The following is a 16954-nucleotide window of genomic DNA, read 5'->3' as shown; positions in this document are numbered from 1 at the left end:
CGGCGTCGATCTGAGGAGCGCTTTCAGCGAACACTGACGCCTGCTGAAAGCGATCCAAGCTGAAGGGCGTTGCGCATCGCCTTCACCCTTCGGAATCGGACAAGGCCTGGCGCCGCGCTTCGGCAGCCATCCGGATTGCCTGCAGTTTCGCGTGATTCGGCCAGCTGTAAGCTTCGAACGAATTGCTGCCATCTGGATAGTAGTAGATCGTCCTGTTGCCTTTGGCTTTGACTTTAGGCCCCACGGATCGCGTGAGGAACTGCGAATGCAGGATGGGTTCGAAATGGACATTGCGGGCATCAGGTGCCTTGTAAATTAGGTAGAAATATCCGTTCGTGATCAGGCTCATTGACCTTGTATGGCCTCCAAGGAACCTCTCACTGAGCCATGGGTAGTAGTCCCGCACAACTGTCAGATCTCCGTCGGCTTTGATATCCCAGCGGCCGTTGGGCGAATTGTTGTCATCAAAAATGACAATCATGCCGGCAGGAAGGCCGGATCCAATGCCCTCGCCAAACGCGGAGGTGTCTTTGTATTTTGCGCCGAACGTGACATTGCTCAACGTCCAGTTGCAGCTGCCACCACCATTCACTGGCACTTTGGCCTCGAAAATTCTGCTCTGCTCCTGCTGGATGGGATTCAAGTCCATCTGCTGATAGCCATCTCGATCATAGGGGATTCCGGAGGCAGTGTAGTCGGTGAAGGTGCAAGTCTTTGATCGGTAAATGACTCGCATGTCCATCGCTTCGAGCTCTGTGGGGACTTTGATGGCCACATTGACCACGCCTGCGTCGGTGGTGGGCGATAGGCTTCGGTCCGGCAACGCCCGGTCCGGGGTGTGGCCGCAGCTGCTCAGAAGCAGGAGGGCCAGGATTGTCGCTGAGACAGGAAGTTTCATCTGCTGAAGTCGGGGCATGCTGATTTCTTCTGAATGCTCAGAGTGCCATCGGCATCCGATTTGAGACAGAATGTAGATTCATATATTGCGGTACGAAAGTACCAGAGAGTTGGAATGTGTCGGATTGCTTGAAAGTAGTAGGTTGTGTTCAATTTCAATTGAAAATTCTCCCTATTGTCTTTTGGCCCATCCCGCTCGTATCCGTCTGGTACTGAGTCGTATGCAATGCAATGGCCACGCTTTAGCCTCGTTGGCTTGGCGTCGTCTTTCAGGCTGATGGCCCATCTTTCGGATTCGAGCGTGTAGTACTCCATCAGTAGCAAGTTGGCCACCGGGAACGAACCCTTCGCTTTTTGCGGGATGCAGAGCGCGGGTGTGCCATCCACAAGCCTGATATCTGCCTCTTCTCTGACCAGCTGGAACGCGTGCGCCATGTCTGGGGCCACGCAGCAGCCGGCGGCCACGAGCAGTGCCAAGGTGCTTTTGAAGTTCTGCATTGGTTTCTGATGCCTCCGTCTGCACAGCTCTGAAAGTGCGAGTGATTCAATTGCTCTGATCACCCTTGCCAGCATGGTCGTGTCGTCAGGAGGATGGGCGCGCGCCAGTCTGGAGCGCCCATCGCAGGCCGAGTAAAGAGAAGGGCGTCACATCTGTGCGGGCGAACGCCGGGGCGAAAAGGGGGCAAAGGCGACATCGATAGGGGCTACTGCTCACCCATCTGCAACCGCCCTACCGCCTGGGCGCACAACGACTGGCAGGCCATGACCAATCCCTCCATCACCCGGTCGCCCACGTACTCTTCCGGTTCGCCATTCTGCCGGGTGCGTTCGGCCGCCAGCAGCATTTCCAGCACTACCCGCAACCCGTTCAACGCACAATCGGCGTCGGCCAGGGCCAGGCAGCGCCCGGGCAGCTGATACCGCTCCGGCCAGGGTTGTCCGTCGGCCGCCGCACCGGAGCCGATGCGGTGGAGATTGGCAATGAAGGTGTTCCTGTCCACTGTTGGCTTAGCCTGTGGCGAACCGTCGTCGCCGGCGGTGCCGCGGTAGGCGTGCAGATGCGGGAAGTCCGATTCATTCATGGCAAGGCTCCGTGCAGGGCAATCGGTAGCCGCCACCCATAAAAGTGGCGGACGGCACGTGGTTCGAACACCGGGTTGATGTCAGTCCGGCGGGCCCGAAGGCCCCCACGCACCGCCCGCCATAGCCGGCAGACGGATTGCCAGCCGGCGCCACGCTGAGGTGGCGCCGGCTGGCAAGCGCATACATCAACATCAACTCGGGTGTTCGAAGCCCGGCCACCCTTTTCCGGTGGCACGCCATCTGAGCCCCTGGCGCTGTGCAATGCCAATCAGAAGAGTTGTAAACATCACTCGATTGGAGACGCTTTCGGCATTCTCCCATGCTGTTAAGCACTGCCAGCGCTGGCTGGCGCGGCGGTCCGCCCGCACCGTGCAATCTGCGACAGATGTCGAGGTTGGGGGGCGTTAGGGAACAAGGGGGGGAGGGGCGATGACGACAGGCTCTGCGGGGAGCGACCTGTGTCGAGCTCGGCCCGCGTCTACAGGTGCCAAAGCGTGACGTGCGACTCGGGTTGACGTTCCCAGCCACCAAGCGCAGGCTTGCTCAGCACGTTTCCTAAACAGAAGGAGACTTATGACCGCCACCGCTTCGCTGCACCCCACCCCCGACACCCAAGGCCGTTCCCGCCTGTGGAGTGTGTTCTGGCTGCAGGGCGTCATTCCCAGCAACATTCTGTGGGCGGTGGCCCTCTGGGCGCTGGCCAACCAGCGCACCACGCTGCTGCTGGGGGTATTTGCCGTGCTGCTGCTCTATACCGGCTGGATCATCCCGGCGGTCTGGCGGGCGGCGCCCACCGCGCACAACCCCAACCTGGGCGTGGCGGCGCGCGGGCTGACCGTGGCCTGGGGGCTGAACACCGTGCTGGTGATCTTCTTCCTGACCCTGCAGCTGGTGGCTCAATAGAACTGAACGGGCTCGCCGCCACGGTCGAAGGCGGCGAAGCGGCCGATCTGACCGTCATGGATGGCGTTGACCATCAGCCGCAACGGGCGCGCGGCTTCGTCGCTGTTCGGCGCGAAACCGCCACGGCCATCCAGCGCCGCTACGAACACCAGGTCCCAGTCGATGCCGGTGGTGGTCGATTCGGCCGCCAGCGCCTGGAAGCTGGGCACCTCGGCCGGCAGCTTGTCCACGCACAGCACCGGCGACAGGGTGCCGCCCTCGCGGCGGTCATGACGGTCGCGCTGGTCGCTGGTGGGCGATTCGGGCAGCTCGGCGCGCACGAATACGAACAGCAGGCGTTGCGGTTCAGCCTGCTCGCCGGCGGCGTGCAGCAGTTGCTGGAAATCGTTCATCATCATGAGGGTTGTCACACGCCCGCTGCACGGAAAGCCGCATGCTGCCACAACGCCTGCCGCGCGGGGCCGAACGCGATTGATTTAAGTCATGCCGATGGAACTGAAGGCCGCGTACTCTGGCAATCGTTCCAGCAGGCGAGGGTATCCGGGCCGTTCCGGGCACAGGCAAGACGGTGGAGCAACAAGGTGGACCAGCCATGAGCCAACTCACCGACGGTTTCGGACGCAGCTTTCCGTACCTGCGCCTGTCGCTGACCGAAGCCTGCAACTTCCGGTGCAGCTACTGCCTGCCCGACGGTTACCAGGCCGATGGCCGCCCGCGCTTCCTGCAGGTGGAGGAGATCGGCCGCCTGGTGCGGGCCTTTGCGGCGCTGGGGATGAGCAAGATCCGCCTGACCGGCGGTGAGCCCAGCCTGCGCAAGGACCTGGACGAGATCATCGCCACCGTGGCGGCGGTGCCGGGCATCCGCAAGGTGGCCATCACTACCAACGGCACGCTGCTGCCGCGGCGCCTGCCGGGCTGGCACCGGGCAGGCCTGACTGCGCTGAACGTGAGCATGGACAGCCTGCAGCGCGAACGCTTCAAGACCATCACCGGCCATGACCGCCTGCCGGAGATCCAGCAGGGCCTGGCCCTGGCGCAGGCGTTGGGCCTGCCGGCGATCAAGCTCAACGCGGTGCTGCTGCGTGGCCTGAACGACGACGAGCTGCCGCAGTGGATGGACTACCTGCGCGACCGCCCCTTCAGCGTGCGCTTCATCGAGCTGATGCGCACCGGCGACAACGAAGCTTATTTCCAGCGCCACCACCTGCGCGCCGATCGGGTGATCGAGCAGCTGCTGGTCGCGGGCTGGCACGAGCGCCCGCGCGCGGCCGATGCCGGCCCGGCGCGCGAGTTCGGCCACCCCGACCATCGCGGCAGCATCGGCATCATCGCGCCGTATTCGCGTGACTTCTGCAAGGGCTGCAACCGCCTGCGGGTGACCGCCAGGGGCGACCTGCGGCTGTGCCTGTTTGGCGAGTTCGGCGTGCCGCTACGCCCGCTGCTGCAGCGCGACGATGACCATGACGCGCTGCTGGCACGCATCACCACCCAGCTTGGCCTGAAAGCGGCCGGGCATGGACTGCACCAGGGCCAGACCGGGCTGACCCCGCACCTGGCCTCCATCGGAGGATGAGCAACACGATGAGTGGGGAATTGAATGCGGCCTTCCATATGGCCGATGTCCGTGACAAGCGCATCACCCGCCGCCGTGCGGTGGCGGTGGGCGAGTTGCATGCCGGTCCGGTGGCGTATCCGCTGATCGTCGAGCGCCGCCTGCCCAAGGGTGATGCGCTGGTGATGGCCGAGATTGCCGGCCTGCAGGGCGCCAAGATGGCGTCGATGCTGATGCCGCTATGCCATCCGCTGCCGCTGGAACTGGTGCAGGTGTTCTGCGCGGCGGTGCCGGAGCGGCAGGCGATCCGCGTGTGGTGCGAGTGCGCCAGCGAGGCGCGCACCGGTGTGGAGATGGAGGCGCTGGCCGGCGTCAACGCCGCGCTGCTGACCCTGTACGACCTGAGCAAGCCGGTGGAACCGGCGCTGCGCATCGAAGGTATCCGCCTGCTGTTCAAGGAAGGCGGCAAGCGCGGTGTCTGGTTGCACCCGGATGGCATGGACGAGGCCGAGCGTGAGAGGTTCAAGCCGCGTGCGCCGAAGGGGCTGCAGGGGGCGGCCTGCGCGGTGATCACGCTGAGCGATCGCGCCAGCGAAGGCACCTATGAGGATATCTCTGGCCCAACCCTGGTGACCGGGCTGAAGAAGCTGGGGGGCGAGGTGGTAGCCGCCGAGGTACTGCCCGATGGCATCGAGCCGTTGGCGGGCCGCCTGCAGGCCTTGGCCGCCGAGGGCGTGCGCCTGTGCCTGTGTACCGGCGGGACCGGGCTGGGCCCGCGAGACCTGACCCCGGAGGCGTTGCGTTCCTTGAACGCGCGGCCGGTGCATGGCCTGGCGCAGATGGTGCGTGCACTGAGTGCACAGCACACGCCGATGGCCTGGCTGAGCCGCGCCGAGGTGGTGCAGCTGGGCAACATGCTGGTGTTTGCATTGCCGGGCAGCCCGAAGGCGGCGGCGCAGTGCCTGGACATCCTGGCGCCGGTACTGGGCCACGCACTGGCAATGGTCGAGGGTGGTGGCCACTGATGATTGCCTATAGCGAAGCCTTGCAGAACCTGCTGGACGCGGCCATGCCGCTGCCGGCTGAACATCTGCCGCTGCATGAGGCCGGCGGCCGCACTCTGGCCAGTGACATCATCAGTGGGCAGTCGTTGCCGCCGTTCGACAATTCGGCGATGGACGGCTTCGCGCTGCGCGCCGACGGCGCGACGTTCGAGGCCGGTACCGAATTCGGGGTGCAGGGCTGGCAGGCGGCCGGCGATGCTGGCGCCGAAGGCGGCGAGGGTGCCTGGGAAGTCATGACCGGTGCGCGCATGCCGGCCGGGTTGGATACGGTGGTACCGGTCGAGAACGTGGAGATCCTCGCCAGCGAGGACGGCCGCCCGACCCGCATTGCCCTGAAGGCATTGGTGAAGCCGGGCCAGAACGTGCGCCTGCGCGGCGAGGATGTAAGCGACGGCGAGCGCGTGCTGCGGGCCGGGCAGGTGCTGGATATCAACGCGCGCACCCTGCTGCATGCGATCGGCGTGGGCGAGGTGGCGGTGGTGGCAAGGCCAAGGGCCGCGGTGATCGCCACCGGCAAGGAGCTGGTGACCGAGGCGGCGCAGACGCTGGCGTCCGGGCAGATTCGTGACAGCAACCGGCCGTACCTGGTTGGCCGCCTGCAGGCCGCCGGTGCCGAGGTGGTCTGGCAGGGCACGGTGGGCGACGACGTGGCCGCCTTCAATGCCGTGCTGGATGAAGCGCTGGACGCGGGTGCGCAGCTGTTGATCAGCACCGGCGCGGTGTCGGCCGGCCGCTACGATTTCGTTCCCGACGCGCTGCGCGGCCGGGGTGCGCGCATCGTGTTCCACAAGGTGGCGATCCGCCCCGGCAAGCCGTTGCTGTTCGCGGTGCTGCCCAATGGCGCGCTGTATTTCGGCCTGCCGGGCAACCCGGTCTCCGCTGCCGTGGGCCAGCGCTTCTTCGTCGAGCCGGTGCTGCGCCGCCTGCTGGGGCTGGCACCAGAGCCGGTGCTGACGTTGCCGCTGCAGGCCGACGTGCGCACGCCGCCGGGCCTGCGCTTCCACGCGCGGGCGCGGGTGGAAGTGGACGCGCAGGGTCGCCTGAGTGCGCGCGTGCTGTCCGGGCAGGAATCATTCCGTTTGATGTCCATGCTGCAGGCCAACGCCTGGGTGGTGTTGGAGTCCGAGGGAGACCTGGCCAGCGCGGGCACCTATGTGCGGGTGCAGGGCTGGGGTCACCACGAACCGGTGCAGCTGGTGAGCCAGGAGTCATGATGAAACAGGTAAATCTGCAGTTGTTCGGTGCGTTCTCCGATCTGGATGCCAGCCGCGAGATTGCCGTGGAGGTGGCCGGTGGCACCGTGGCCGATCTGCGCCAGGCGCTGCGCGAGCTGCTGCCACTGCGTTGGCCGGGTTTCCGTGCCGGCCTGCTGGATTACTCGGCATTCGCCGATCAGCAACGCGTGCTGCGCGACCACGAGGCGCTGCCCGACGATGGCCGGGTGGCGATCCTGCCGCCGGTGAGCGGGGGCTGAGCGATGAGCGAGACGATCATTGCCAAGGTGGTGGACCGCGCGCAGGCGGCGATCGATCCGGCCGAGGGCATCGCGGCGGTCTCCGATCCGGGCTTCGGTGGCATCGATGTGTTCATCGGCAAGGTGCGCGATGTAAACATCGGCCGGCCGGTGACCGGGATCACCTACGACCTGTTCGAGCCGCTGGTATTGAACGAGTTCAAGCGCCTGGCGGCCGAGGTCGAAGGCACGTTCGGGCCGAAGCTGAAGCTGTATGTGGCCCATGCCAAGGGCCGGCTCGGCATCGGCGATGTGGCGGTGGTGGTGGCTGCCGGCAGTCCGCACCGGGACGAGGCGTTCCGCGCGTGCCGGCAGCTGATCGAGGTGGTGAAGCACCAGTGCCCGATCTGGAAGCAGGAGCATTACGAAGACGGCGACAGCGAGTGGAGCGAGGGTTGCAGCCTGTGTCACGCGGACAGCGAACCCGCACATGCCCATGATCATGCGCACGACCACGGGCATTGACCCCACCCTTCAGGGCAGCGCGGGGTTCAGTAGATCCACGCCATGCGTGGATGAGGGCTTTCCCGCGCATCCGGCCGGCGCAGCCACGCATGGCGTGGCTCTACTGCGGGGCATTCGGGCGGCCATGGGATTCAGTAGATCCACGCCGTGCGTGGATGAGGCGTTCCCGATGAATCCGGCCGACGCAGCCACGCATTGCGTGGCTCTACTGCAATGAGCATCAACGGCATCGTGCTGGCCGGTGGCCTGTCCACCCGGATGGGCCGCGACAAGGCACTGCTGCCGTGGCAGGGCCGCACGCTGCTGGAGCACATGCGGGGCCTGTTGATGCAGGCTGGTGCCGAACGGGTATGGGTAAGCGGTGACTATCCGGCCTTCGGTGGCATCCCCGATCAGATTGCGCGCTGCGGCCCACTGGGTGGGTTGCACAGCGTGATGCAGCAAATGCCCGATGGCCAGGCCTGGGTGGTGGCGGTGGACACGCCGTTGCTGGCACCACGGCTGCTGCAACGGCTGGCTGGGGTGGGTATGGGCGCATGCACGATCTTTGACGGGCATCCCTTTCCCATGCTGTTGAATGTGGACAATGCCACTCGTAGCGTGCTGGCCGCGATGCTGGATGATCCAGAAGGGCCCCGCTCGGTACAGGCTTTCCAGCGTCGCCTGCAGATGCACGTGCTGGCGTTGGAAAGCGTTGACGAAGCCTGCCTGGTCAACTGCAATACCCCCGAACAATGGGAGGATGTTGCGTCATGAAAGTGCAGTTGCAGGACCAATCGGTACGGCTTCGCCTGGACGAGGCCGAACTGGCGCGCCTGCTGGCCGGTGAATCGGTCGAGAACATGACCCGCTTCGGCGGTATCGAGGGCTGGGGCATGGCGGTGTCGCTGCATGGCGGCGAGCAGCCGGTGCTGCTCGATGGTGGCAACTTCTGTCGCCTGGTACTGCCGCGCCCGGCCGTCGAGGCCTTGGCGGGACGGCTGCCGTGCCGCGATGGCCTGCCATTCGAGATTGCCCTGGAAGATGGCAGCCAGCTTCAGCTGCAGTTCGATGTGGACGTGCGCGACAGCGTGCGCCAGCGCGGGGTGACCCGCCGCAGCACCGCTTCATCGGTTTGACATTTGTCAGGGGCAGGGTGGAAACCGGCCCTTGATTGATCCAGATCAACCCCGTCGTCCGTGCTGCACGGCCTAATGGCTGCATGACGACGGGTCACAACTTGAAACGCAGTACCCACGTCATTCCACAGCCTTGGAGCCATGTATGACCGTCGGTAGCGATCCTGTTGTCCGCAGCACTGCCAGTCCCGGTCGCGTCATCAGCGACTGGACGCCGGAGGACCCCGGCTATTGGGAGCGCACCGGCAAGCGGGTCGCCACCCGCAACCTGGTCATCTCGATCCCCTCGCTTCTGCTGGCCTTCTCGGTCTGGGTGCTGTTCTCGGCGGTGTCGATCAGCCTGCCGAAGATCGGTTTCAACTTCAGCACCGACCAGCTGTTCTGGCTGGTGGCGCTGCCCAGCCTGTCCGGCGCGACCCTGCGCATCTTCTATTCGTTCGTGATCCCGATCTTCGGCGGCCGCCGCTGGACCGCGCTGTCCACCGCCTCGCTGCTGGCGCCGACGCTCTGGCTCGGCTTTGCGGTGCAGGACCCGGCCACCCCGTACTGGGTGTTCGTGGCCATCGCGATCCTGTGTGGCTTCGGTGGCGCGAACTTCTCGTCGTCGATGTCCAACATCTCCTTCTTCTACCCCAAGCAGAAGCAGGGCCTGGCGCTGGGCCTGAACGCCGGCCTGGGCAATGTGGGCGTGTCGGTGGCGCAGGCGGTGATTCCGCTGGTCATCACCGTGGGCGTGTTCGGTGCGCTGGGTGGTGCACCGCAGCCTGCAGTGGAGGGGGGCGCGCCGCTGTTCCTGCAGAACGCCGGCTTCATCTGGGTGCCGGCCATCGCGCTGTGCGCCATCGCGGCCTGGTTCGGCATGAACGACCTGACCAGTGCCCGCTCGTCGTTCTCCGAGCAGGCGGTGATCTTCCGCCGCAAGCACAACTGGTTGATGTGCTGGTTGTACATCGGCACCTTCGGTTCCTACATCGGTTTCTCGGCCGGCTTCCCGATGCTGGTGAAGAGCCAGTTCCCGGACGTGAACCCGCTGGCCTACGCCTTCATCGGCCCGCTGCTGGGCGCACTGATGCGCTCGGTGGGTGGCAGCATGGCCGACCGCTGGGGCGGCGCACGCCTGACCTTCTGGGTGTTCGCGCTGATGATCGCGGCAGTGTTCGGCGTGCTGCATTTCCTGCCCAGCGATGGCCAGGCCGGCAACTTCCATGGCTTCCTGCTCAGCTTCATGGCGCTGTTCGTGCTCAGTGGCATCGGCAACGGCACCACCTTCCGCATGATCCCGGTGATCTTCCGCACCCTGCATGAGCGCTGGTCGGCCAACGACAACGCCGAGGGCAAGGCCACGGCCGCGCACCAGGCCAGCATCGAATCGGCCGCGGTGGTCGGCTTCTCCGGTGCGATCGGCGCCTACGGCGGCTTCTTCATTCCCAAGAGCTACGGCTCGTCCATTACGTTGACCGGCAGCCCCGACATGGCGCTGTACGGATTCGTTGTTTTCTATGTCACCTGCCTGGCCGTGACCTGGTGGTGGTACTACCGGCGCGGTGCCGAGACACCCTGCTGACGACATGAAAACGCACCGCAGCCAGATGACACACACAGCCACGATGCCGATGTCCGCAAAGGGAGATCCCCGATGAGTTATTTCCTCGATCGCTTGCAGTTCTTCAAGCGTGACCCCCAGACCTTTGCCGATGGCCATGGATTTGCCAAGAGCGAGGGCCGTGACTGGGAAAACAGTTACCGCGCCCGTTGGCAGTACGACAAGATCGTACGTTCCACCCACGGCGTGAACTGCACCGGCTCCTGCAGCTGGAAGATCTACGTCAAGAACGGCCTGGTCACCTGGGAAACCCAGCAGACCGATTACCCGCGCACGCGCCCGGACCTGCCCAACCATGAACCGCGTGGCTGCCCGCGTGGCGCCAGCTATTCCTGGTACCTGTACAGCGCCAACCGTCTGAAGTACCCGCTGATCCGCGGCACGCTGCTGCGCCTGTGGCGCGAAGCGCGCAAGAGCAAGGCTCCGGTCGATGCCTGGGCCAGCATCGTGGAGGACAAGGAGAAGGCGCGTTCGTACAAGACCCGCCGCGGCATGGGCGGCTTCGTGCGCCTGCAGTGGGAGGAGGCCAACGAGATCATCGCCGCCTCCAACCTGTATACGGTGAAGCAGTACGGTCCGGACCGCGTGGTCGGGTTCTCGCCGATTCCGGCGATGTCGATGGTGTCCTACGCCGCCGGTGCGCGATATTTGTCGCTGCTGGGTGGCGCCTGCCTGTCCTTCTACGACTGGTACTGCGACCTGCCGCCGGCCTCGCCGCAGATCTGGGGCGAGCAGACCGACGTGCCCGAATCGGCCGACTGGTACAACAGTCGCTACATCATCGCCTGGGGCTCGAACGTGCCGCAGACGCGTACGCCCGATGCACATTTCTTCACCGAGGCGCGCTACAACGGCACCAAGACGGTGGCGATCTGCCCGGACTATTCCGAGCTGGCCAAGCTGACCGACCACTGGCTGCACCCCAAGCAGGGCACCGACGCGGCGCTGGCCTTTGCCTTCGGCCATGTGATCCTGCGCGAGTTCCATGTTGATTCGCCCTCGCAGTATTTCCAGGACTACTGCCGCCAGTACTCGGACATGCCGATGCTGGTGCGTCTGGAGCGTCGCGACGATGGCCGCCTGGTGGCGGGCCGCTTCCTGCGTGCCAGTGAGCTGGGCGGGCTGGGTGAAGCCAACAACCCGGACTGGAAGACCCTGGCCTACGACGAGAACAGCGGCCAGATCGTGGTGCCCAACGGCTCGATCGGTTTCCGCTGGGGCGAGAAGGGTCGTTGGAACATCGAGGAGAAGGCCAGCAATGGCGCCGATACGCGCCTGCGCCTGAGCTTGTCCGAGGCCAACGACGGCATCGAGGCAGTGAGCTTCCCGTACTTCGGTGGCATTGAAAGCGATGGCTGGACCGCTGCACCGGCCGAAGAAGTACTGGACCGCAACATTCCGGTGCGCCGGCTGGCCACGGCCGATGACGGCGAGACGCTGGTGGCCACGGTCTACGACCTGCTGCTGGCCCAGTATGGCGTCGACCGTGGCTTTGGCGGCGGCAACGTGGCATCGAGCTTCGATGACATGGTGCCGGGCACGCCGGCGTGGCAGGAGCGCATCACCGGCGTGTCGCGCGCCGAGGTGATCGAGATCGCCCGCGAGTTCGCGCGTACCGCCGACAAGACCCACGGCCGATCGATGATCATCGTCGGCGCGGGCATGAACCACTGGTTCCACAACGACATGAACTACCGCGGCCTGATCAACATGCTGATCATGTGCGGTTGCGTGGGCCAGACCGGTGGCGGCTGGGCGCATTACGTGGGCCAGGAAAAGCTGCGCCCGCAGACCGGCTGGCAGCCGCTCGCGTTCGGGCTGGACTGGAGCAAGCCGCCGCGCCACATGAACGGCACCTCGTTCTTCTACTTCAACACCGGGCAGTGGCGTTACGAGAAGCTGCAGGTGGATGAACTGCTGTCACCGCTGGCCGATGCCAGCAAGTACGGCGGCAGCCTGGCTGACCTGAACCTGCGCGCGGTGCGCATGGGCTGGCTGCCGAGCACCCCGCAGCTGGACCGTAACCCGCTGCAGCTGGTACGCGAGGCCGAAGCGGCCGGCGTGGCCCCGGCGGACTACGCGCTGGGCAAGTTCAAGGATGGCTCGCTGGACTTCGCCTTCGCCGACCCGGACGCCAGCCAGAACCACCCGCGCATGATGTTCATCTGGCGCTCGAACCTGCTCGGTTCCTCGGGCAAGGGCCATGAGTACATGCTGCGGCACCTGCTGGGTACGCGCCACGGGCTGCAGGGCAAGGACCTGGGCGAAATGGGCGCAGTGAAGCCGCAGGAGGTGAAGTGGCGCGACGAGGCGCCGGAAGGCAAGCTGGACCTGCTGGTCACGCTCGACTTCCGCATGTGCACCACCGCGCTGTACTCGGACATCGTGCTGCCGACCGCGACCTGGTACGAGAAGGACGACCTCAACACCTCGGACATGCACCCCTTCATCCACCCGCTGTCGAAGGCGGTGGATCCTGCCTGGGAATCGCGCAGCGACTGGGACATCTTCAAGGAGGTGGCCCGCACCGTGAGCGAGATGGCGCCGGGCGTGCTGGGTGTGGAGAAGGACCTGGTGCTGGTGCCGACCCTGCACGACACCCCCAACGAGCTGGGCATGCCGTTCGGCGTGGCCGACTGGAAGAAGGGTGAGTGCGAGGCCATCCCGGGCCAGACCATGCCGTCGATGACGGTGGTGGAGCGTGACTACCCGAACCTGTACCGCAAGTTCACCTCGCTCGGCCCACTGCTGGACAAGCAGGGCAACGGTGGCAAGGGCATGAGCTGGGACACGAAGCACGAGGTCGAGTTCCTCGGCAAGTTGAACCACACCGTGCACGAAGAAGGCGTAAGCCAGGGCCGCCCGGCCATCTCGACCGCAATCGACGCGGCCGAAGTGATCCTGCACCTGGCGCCGGAAACCAACGGCCACGTGGCGGTGAAGGCCTGGGAATCGCTGGGCACCTTCACCGGTCGCGAGCATACGCATCTGGCGGTGGGCAAGGAACACGAAGCAATCCGTTTCCGTGACATCCAGGCGCAGCCGCGCAAGATCATCTCTTCGCCGATCTGGTCGGGCCTGGAAGACGACAACGTCAGCTACAACGCCGGCTATACCAACGTGCACGAGCTAATTCCGTGGCGCACGGTGACCGGTCGCCAGCAGTTCTACCAGGACCACGAGTGGATGATCGACTTCGGCGAGGCCTTCATGAGCTACCGGCCGCCAGTCAACACGCGCACGGTGGAGCCGCTGCTGAACCAGCGCCCGAACGGCAACAAGGAGATCGTGCTGAACTGGATCACCCCGCACCAGAAGTGGGGCATCCACAGCACCTACAGCGACAACCTGATCATGCAGACGCTGTCGCGCGGTGGTCCCATCGTGTGGATCAGCGAGGATGACGCGCGCAGTGCCGGCATCGTCGACAACGACTGGATCGAGCTGTTCAACGTCAACGGCGCGATTGCCGCCCGTGCGGTGGTCAGCCAGCGCGTGATGCCGGGCATGGCGATGATGTACCACGCCCAGGAACGCATCATCAACGTGCCGGGCTCGGAGATTTCCGGCACCCGTGGCGGCATCCACAACTCGGTGACCCGCATCGTGCTCAAGCCGACCCACATGATCGGTGGCTACGCGCAGCTGGCCTATGGCTTCAACTACTACGGCACCTGCGGAACCAACCGCGATGAGTTCGTGATCGTGCGCAAGATGGACAAGATCGACTGGCTTGACGATGAACAAGGAAGTTCGAGTGTCGCGGGCGCAGGACGCGCAGGAGCGACGGGTGAGGCTGTTCCTGCGGCTGCGAAGGAGGTGGTGTGATGAAGGTCCGTGCACAGATCGCGATGGTGCTGAACCTGGACAAGTGCATCGGCTGCCATACCTGCTCGATCACCTGCAAGAACGTCTGGACCTCGCGCGAGGGCGTCGAGTACGCCTGGTTCAACAACGTGGAAACCAAGCCCGGCATCGGTTACCCGAAGGAATGGGAGAACCAGGACAAGTGGAACGGCGGCTGGGTGCGCACCCGCGCCGGCAAGCTGGTGCCACGCGCGGGTGGCCGCTGGCGCATGCTGGCCAAGATCTTCGCCAACCCGGACCTGCCGCAGATCGACGACTACTACGAGCCGTTCGATTTCGATTACCAGAACCTGCATACCGCCAAGGACAGCCAGCACCAGCCAACCGCGCGCCCGCGTTCGCTGATCAGTGGCGAGCGCATGCAGAAGATCGAGTGGGGCCCGAACTGGGAGGAGATCCTCGGTTCGGAGTTCAGCAAGCGCTCGCGCGACTACAACTTTGACCAGGTGCAGAAGGAGATCTACGGCGCCTTCGAGAAGACCTTCATGATGTACCTGCCGCGCCTGTGCGAGCACTGCCTGAACCCGGCGTGCGTGTCGGCGTGCCCCTCGGGCGCGATCTACAAGCGCGAGGAAGACGGCATCGTGCTGATCGACCAGGACAAGTGCCGCGGCTGGCGCATGTGCGTGTCGGCCTGCCCGTACAAGAAGATCTACTACAACTGGAAGAGCGGCAAGTCGGAGAAGTGCATCTTCTGCTACCCGCGCATCGAGATGGGTGAGCCGACCGTGTGCTCGGAAACCTGCGTGGGCCGCATCCGCTACCTGGGCGTGATGCTGTACGACGCCGACCGCATCGCCGAGGCCGCTTCGGTGGCCGCCGAGAAGGATCTGTACCAGGCCCACCTGGACATCTTCCTGGACCCGAACGATCCGGCGGTGATCGCCGCCGCGCGCAAGGAGGGCATCCCGGACAGCTGGCTGGAGTCGGCCAAGCAGTCGCCGGTGTACAAGCTGGCGATCGACTGGAAGCTGGCGCTGCCGTTGCACCCGGAATACCGCACGCTTCCGATGGTCTGGTACGTACCGCCGCTGTCGCCGATCCAGTCCGCCGCCGAGCGTGGCCGCGTGGGCATGAGCGGCGAGCTGCCGGACGTGGCGTCGCTGCGCATTCCGATGCGCTACCTCGCCAACCTGCTGACGGCCGGTGACGAGGCACCGGTGGTACGCGCGCTGGAGCGGCTGATGGCGATGCGTGCCTGGCGCCGGGCCAAGAACGTGGACGGCGTGGAAGACACCGCGGTGCTGGAGCAGACCGGGCTGAGCATCGCCCAGGTGGAAGAGATGTACCGCTACCTGGCCATCGCCAACTACGAGGACCGTTTCGTGATTCCGACCGGCCACCGCGAGTACGCCAACGACGCCTTCGGCGAGCGCGGCGGCTGCGGCTTCACCTTCGGCAACGGCTGCAATGGTGACAGCCCGGCCGACCTGTTCGGCCAGCGCAAGAGCACCACCTTCGTGGTGGACAAGGGGCCGAACCACCGCCGCAAGGAGGTGGTGTGATGAGCGTGCTCAAGCTGGTCGGGGTGCTGCTGGACTACCCCCGCGAAGAACTGTGGGAGCACGGCGAGGAACTGCTCGCCGCCTGTGACGACCCGGCGCTGAACGCCGCCCGCCGCCAGCAGTTGCGCAGCTTCGTGCAGCAGCTGCTGGCCACCGATGCGCTGGATGCGCAGGCGGCGTGGCTGGCCAGTTTCGACCGCGGCCGCTCGATGAGCCTGCTGCTGTTCGAGCACATCCATGGCGAGTCGCGCGACCGTGGCCAGGCCATGGTCGATCTGGTCGAAACCTACCGCCGCAACGGGTTCGAACTGGATGCACGCGAGCTGCCGGATTACCTGCCGCTGCTGCTGGAGTTCCTGGCCCATCGCCCCGGCAGCGAGGCCCGCGAGTGGCTGCACCACATCGGCCATATCGCCGGGATGCTGGCGGCACGTGCTGCCGAGCGTGAGCTGCCGCACCGGGTGCTTTTCGAGATCCTGGTCGAAGCCGGTGACGGCAAGGCCGATCTGCAGGCGCTGCGCCAGCGTGCCAGCGAGGAAGTCCGCGACGATACCGCCGAGGCCATGGACCGCTTGTGGGAGGAGGAGGCGGTGCGCTTTGGTGCCGAAGCCCCCGCCGAAGACTGCAAGCCGCCCGTGCGTTCGCCGGCCCGTCCTTCGCATCGAGAGGTCCAGCCATGAGTTATTCCCTGCATCAATTCGCCTTCCAGTACTACCCGTACATCGCCGTGGCGGTGCTGCTGATCGGCAGCTGGGCCCGCTATGACAAGGCCATGTACACCTGGCGCACCGGCTCCAGCCAGATGTTGTCGGACAAGGGCATGCGGATCGGCAGCAACTGCTTCCACATCGGCATCCTGGCCATCCTTGGTGGCCACCTGGTCGGCCTGCTGACCCCGCACGCGGTGTACGAGCACTTCATCACCTCGTCGCAGAAGCAGATGCTGGCGATGGTGGTCGGTGGTGTGTTCGGCGCACTGTGCTTCATCGGCATCAGCATCCTGCTGGTACGCCGCCTGTTCAATGCGCGTGTTCGGGCTACCGGCAGCTTCGGTGACACCCTGGTGCTGGTGTTGCTGTTCGCCCAGCTGTGCCTGGGCCTGTACAGCATCCGCATCTCGTCCGGCCACCTGGACGGAGGGGTGATGGTGCAGCTGGCCGAGTGGGCGCAGCACATCGTGACCTTCCGTGCCGGTGCCGCTGATTACATCGAGGGCGTCAGCTGGGTCTACAAGATGCATATCTTCCTGGGCCTGACCCTGTTCCTGATCGCGCCGTTCACCCGCCTGGTGCACGTGTGGAGCATTCCGATCAGTTACCTGTGGCGGCCCTACCAGGTGGTGCGCCGCCGCCAGGCCACGCTGCGCTACGGTCCGCGGGAGTAA

At 65.2% G+C, this 16954-nt stretch carries 17 protein-coding genes; 13 read left to right on the top strand and 4 right to left on the bottom strand.

Annotated elements, in window-relative coordinates; all coding sequences use genetic code 11:
* Positions 1 to 82 precede the first annotated feature (82 nt).
* The 3 genes from AC5P8J_RS05925 to AC5P8J_RS05915 all read right to left on the bottom strand — a co-directional run bounded on the left by AC5P8J_RS05925 (position 83) and on the right by AC5P8J_RS05915 (position 1979).
* Positions 83 to 916 carry a hypothetical protein gene (locus tag AC5P8J_RS05925; RefSeq protein ID WP_495216693.1) on the bottom strand — a complete coding sequence of 278 codons (834 nt, stop codon included), beginning with the start codon at positions 914 to 916 and terminating at the stop codon, positions 83 to 85.
* Positions 895 to 1395 (bottom strand): hypothetical protein, encoded by a 501-nt coding sequence (locus AC5P8J_RS05920; RefSeq protein ID WP_111102394.1) that lies wholly within the window; start codon positions 1393 to 1395, stop codon positions 895 to 897. The genes AC5P8J_RS05925 and AC5P8J_RS05920 overlap by 22 nt, the downstream gene beginning before the upstream one ends.
* Before the next feature lie 206 nt (positions 1396 to 1601).
* Entirely contained in the window at positions 1602 to 1979 is a 378-nt protein-coding gene (locus AC5P8J_RS05915; RefSeq protein WP_111102393.1) for a hypothetical protein, read from the bottom strand.
* Between the two features lie 574 nt (positions 1980 to 2553).
* Here AC5P8J_RS05915 and AC5P8J_RS05910 point away from each other — a divergent pair.
* A complete protein-coding gene (locus tag AC5P8J_RS05910; RefSeq protein ID WP_005416862.1) occupies positions 2554 to 2883 on the top strand; it encodes a hypothetical protein in 330 nt (109 codons plus the stop codon).
* On the opposite strand, the gene AC5P8J_RS05905 is transcribed toward AC5P8J_RS05910, so the two are convergent.
* The gene (locus AC5P8J_RS05905; RefSeq protein ID WP_032954242.1) at positions 2877 to 3281 is read right to left on the bottom strand and encodes a hypothetical protein; all 405 of its coding nucleotides are present in this window, start codon (positions 3279 to 3281) and stop codon (positions 2877 to 2879) included. The two genes, AC5P8J_RS05910 and AC5P8J_RS05905, sit on opposite strands and share 7 nt — an antisense overlap.
* A 194-nt stretch (positions 3282 to 3475) precedes the next feature.
* On the opposite strand from AC5P8J_RS05905, the gene moaA reads away from it, so the two are divergent.
* The 12 genes from moaA to narI all read left to right on the top strand — a co-directional run bounded on the left by moaA (position 3476) and on the right by narI (position 16954).
* Complete coding sequence (moaA, locus tag AC5P8J_RS05900; RefSeq protein WP_111098102.1) at positions 3476 to 4456, top strand: GTP 3',8-cyclase MoaA; 981 nt, start codon at positions 3476 to 3478, stop codon at positions 4454 to 4456.
* A gap of 8 nt (positions 4457 to 4464) precedes the next feature.
* Positions 4465 to 5460 carry a bifunctional molybdenum cofactor biosynthesis protein MoaC/MoaB gene (gene moaCB / locus AC5P8J_RS05895; RefSeq protein ID WP_111098103.1) on the top strand — a complete coding sequence of 332 codons (996 nt, stop codon included), beginning with the start codon at positions 4465 to 4467 and terminating at the stop codon, positions 5458 to 5460.
* Positions 5460 to 6713, top strand: coding sequence for a molybdopterin molybdotransferase MoeA (locus AC5P8J_RS05890; RefSeq protein ID WP_111098104.1), 1254 nt, complete (start codon positions 5460 to 5462; stop codon positions 6711 to 6713). Before moaCB ends, AC5P8J_RS05890 begins: the two co-directional genes overlap by 1 nt.
* Entirely contained in the window at positions 6713 to 6973 is a 261-nt protein-coding gene (locus AC5P8J_RS05885; protein ID WP_005416856.1) for a MoaD/ThiS family protein, read from the top strand. The genes AC5P8J_RS05890 and AC5P8J_RS05885 overlap by 1 nt, the downstream gene beginning before the upstream one ends.
* Positions 6974 to 6976: 3 nt before the next feature.
* Positions 6977 to 7477, top strand: coding sequence for a molybdenum cofactor biosynthesis protein MoaE (locus AC5P8J_RS05880; RefSeq protein ID WP_227853833.1), 501 nt, complete (start codon positions 6977 to 6979; stop codon positions 7475 to 7477).
* Between the two features lie 213 nt (positions 7478 to 7690).
* A complete protein-coding gene (gene mobA / locus AC5P8J_RS05875) occupies positions 7691 to 8233 on the top strand; it encodes a molybdenum cofactor guanylyltransferase (RefSeq protein WP_111096226.1) in 543 nt (180 codons plus the stop codon).
* On the top strand, positions 8230 to 8595 hold the full coding sequence (locus AC5P8J_RS05870; RefSeq protein ID WP_099495776.1) for a DUF7009 family protein: 366 nt from the start codon (positions 8230 to 8232) through the stop codon (positions 8593 to 8595). The genes mobA and AC5P8J_RS05870 overlap by 4 nt, the downstream gene beginning before the upstream one ends.
* Before the next feature lie 145 nt (positions 8596 to 8740).
* Positions 8741 to 10159: a NarK family nitrate/nitrite MFS transporter gene (locus AC5P8J_RS05865; RefSeq protein WP_111096227.1), complete on the top strand. Its 1419-nt coding sequence runs from the start codon at positions 8741 to 8743 to the stop codon at positions 10157 to 10159.
* Positions 10160 to 10231: 72 nt separating this feature from the next.
* Positions 10232 to 14026 (top strand): nitrate reductase subunit alpha, encoded by a 3795-nt coding sequence (locus AC5P8J_RS05860; RefSeq protein WP_495216691.1) that lies wholly within the window; start codon positions 10232 to 10234, stop codon positions 14024 to 14026.
* Entirely contained in the window at positions 14026 to 15570 is a 1545-nt protein-coding gene (gene narH, locus AC5P8J_RS05855; RefSeq protein ID WP_049439033.1) for a nitrate reductase subunit beta, read from the top strand. The genes AC5P8J_RS05860 and narH overlap by 1 nt, the downstream gene beginning before the upstream one ends.
* Positions 15570 to 16250, top strand: a complete 681-nt coding sequence (narJ, locus tag AC5P8J_RS05850) for a nitrate reductase molybdenum cofactor assembly chaperone (RefSeq protein ID WP_049439032.1) — start codon at positions 15570 to 15572, stop codon at positions 16248 to 16250. The genes narH and narJ overlap by 1 nt, the downstream gene beginning before the upstream one ends.
* Positions 16247 to 16954 (top strand): respiratory nitrate reductase subunit gamma, encoded by a 708-nt coding sequence (gene narI / locus AC5P8J_RS05845; protein WP_010485313.1) that lies wholly within the window; start codon positions 16247 to 16249, stop codon positions 16952 to 16954. Before narJ ends, narI begins: the two co-directional genes overlap by 4 nt.

This window comes from Stenotrophomonas sp. YJH_SMC_37 (genome assembly GCF_059370035.1).
Note: the sequence above shows the minus strand (reverse complement) of the source record. Positions and strands in the feature narration are given on the sequence as shown.

Excerpts from the sequence above, each read along its gene's own strand:
- AC5P8J_RS05925 (WP_495216693.1), bottom strand. The coding sequence starts at position 916 with ATGCCCCGACTTCAGCAGATGAAACTTCCTGTCTCAGCGACAATCCTG.
- AC5P8J_RS05920 (WP_111102394.1), bottom strand. The coding sequence starts at position 1,395 with ATGCAGAACTTCAAAAGCACCTTGGCACTGCTCGTGGCCGCCGGCTGC.
- AC5P8J_RS05915 (WP_111102393.1), bottom strand. The coding sequence starts at position 1,979 with ATGAATGAATCGGACTTCCCGCATCTGCACGCCTACCGCGGCACCGCC.
- AC5P8J_RS05910 (WP_005416862.1), top strand. The coding sequence starts at position 2,554 with ATGACCGCCACCGCTTCGCTGCACCCCACCCCCGACACCCAAGGCCGT.
- AC5P8J_RS05905 (WP_032954242.1), bottom strand. The coding sequence starts at position 3,281 with ATGATGATGAACGATTTCCAGCAACTGCTGCACGCCGCCGGCGAGCAG.
- moaA (WP_111098102.1), top strand. The coding sequence starts at position 3,476 with ATGAGCCAACTCACCGACGGTTTCGGACGCAGCTTTCCGTACCTGCGC.
- moaCB (WP_111098103.1), top strand. The coding sequence starts at position 4,465 with ATGAGTGGGGAATTGAATGCGGCCTTCCATATGGCCGATGTCCGTGAC.
- AC5P8J_RS05890 (WP_111098104.1), top strand. The coding sequence starts at position 5,460 with ATGATTGCCTATAGCGAAGCCTTGCAGAACCTGCTGGACGCGGCCATG.
- AC5P8J_RS05885 (WP_005416856.1), top strand. The coding sequence starts at position 6,713 with ATGAAACAGGTAAATCTGCAGTTGTTCGGTGCGTTCTCCGATCTGGAT.
- AC5P8J_RS05880 (WP_227853833.1), top strand. The coding sequence starts at position 6,977 with ATGAGCGAGACGATCATTGCCAAGGTGGTGGACCGCGCGCAGGCGGCG.
- mobA (WP_111096226.1), top strand. The coding sequence starts at position 7,691 with ATGAGCATCAACGGCATCGTGCTGGCCGGTGGCCTGTCCACCCGGATG.
- AC5P8J_RS05870 (WP_099495776.1), top strand. The coding sequence starts at position 8,230 with ATGAAAGTGCAGTTGCAGGACCAATCGGTACGGCTTCGCCTGGACGAG.
- AC5P8J_RS05865 (WP_111096227.1), top strand. The coding sequence starts at position 8,741 with ATGACCGTCGGTAGCGATCCTGTTGTCCGCAGCACTGCCAGTCCCGGT.
- AC5P8J_RS05860 (WP_495216691.1), top strand. The coding sequence starts at position 10,232 with ATGAGTTATTTCCTCGATCGCTTGCAGTTCTTCAAGCGTGACCCCCAG.
- narH (WP_049439033.1), top strand. The coding sequence starts at position 14,026 with ATGAAGGTCCGTGCACAGATCGCGATGGTGCTGAACCTGGACAAGTGC.
- narJ (WP_049439032.1), top strand. The coding sequence starts at position 15,570 with ATGAGCGTGCTCAAGCTGGTCGGGGTGCTGCTGGACTACCCCCGCGAA.
- narI (WP_010485313.1), top strand. The coding sequence starts at position 16,247 with ATGAGTTATTCCCTGCATCAATTCGCCTTCCAGTACTACCCGTACATC.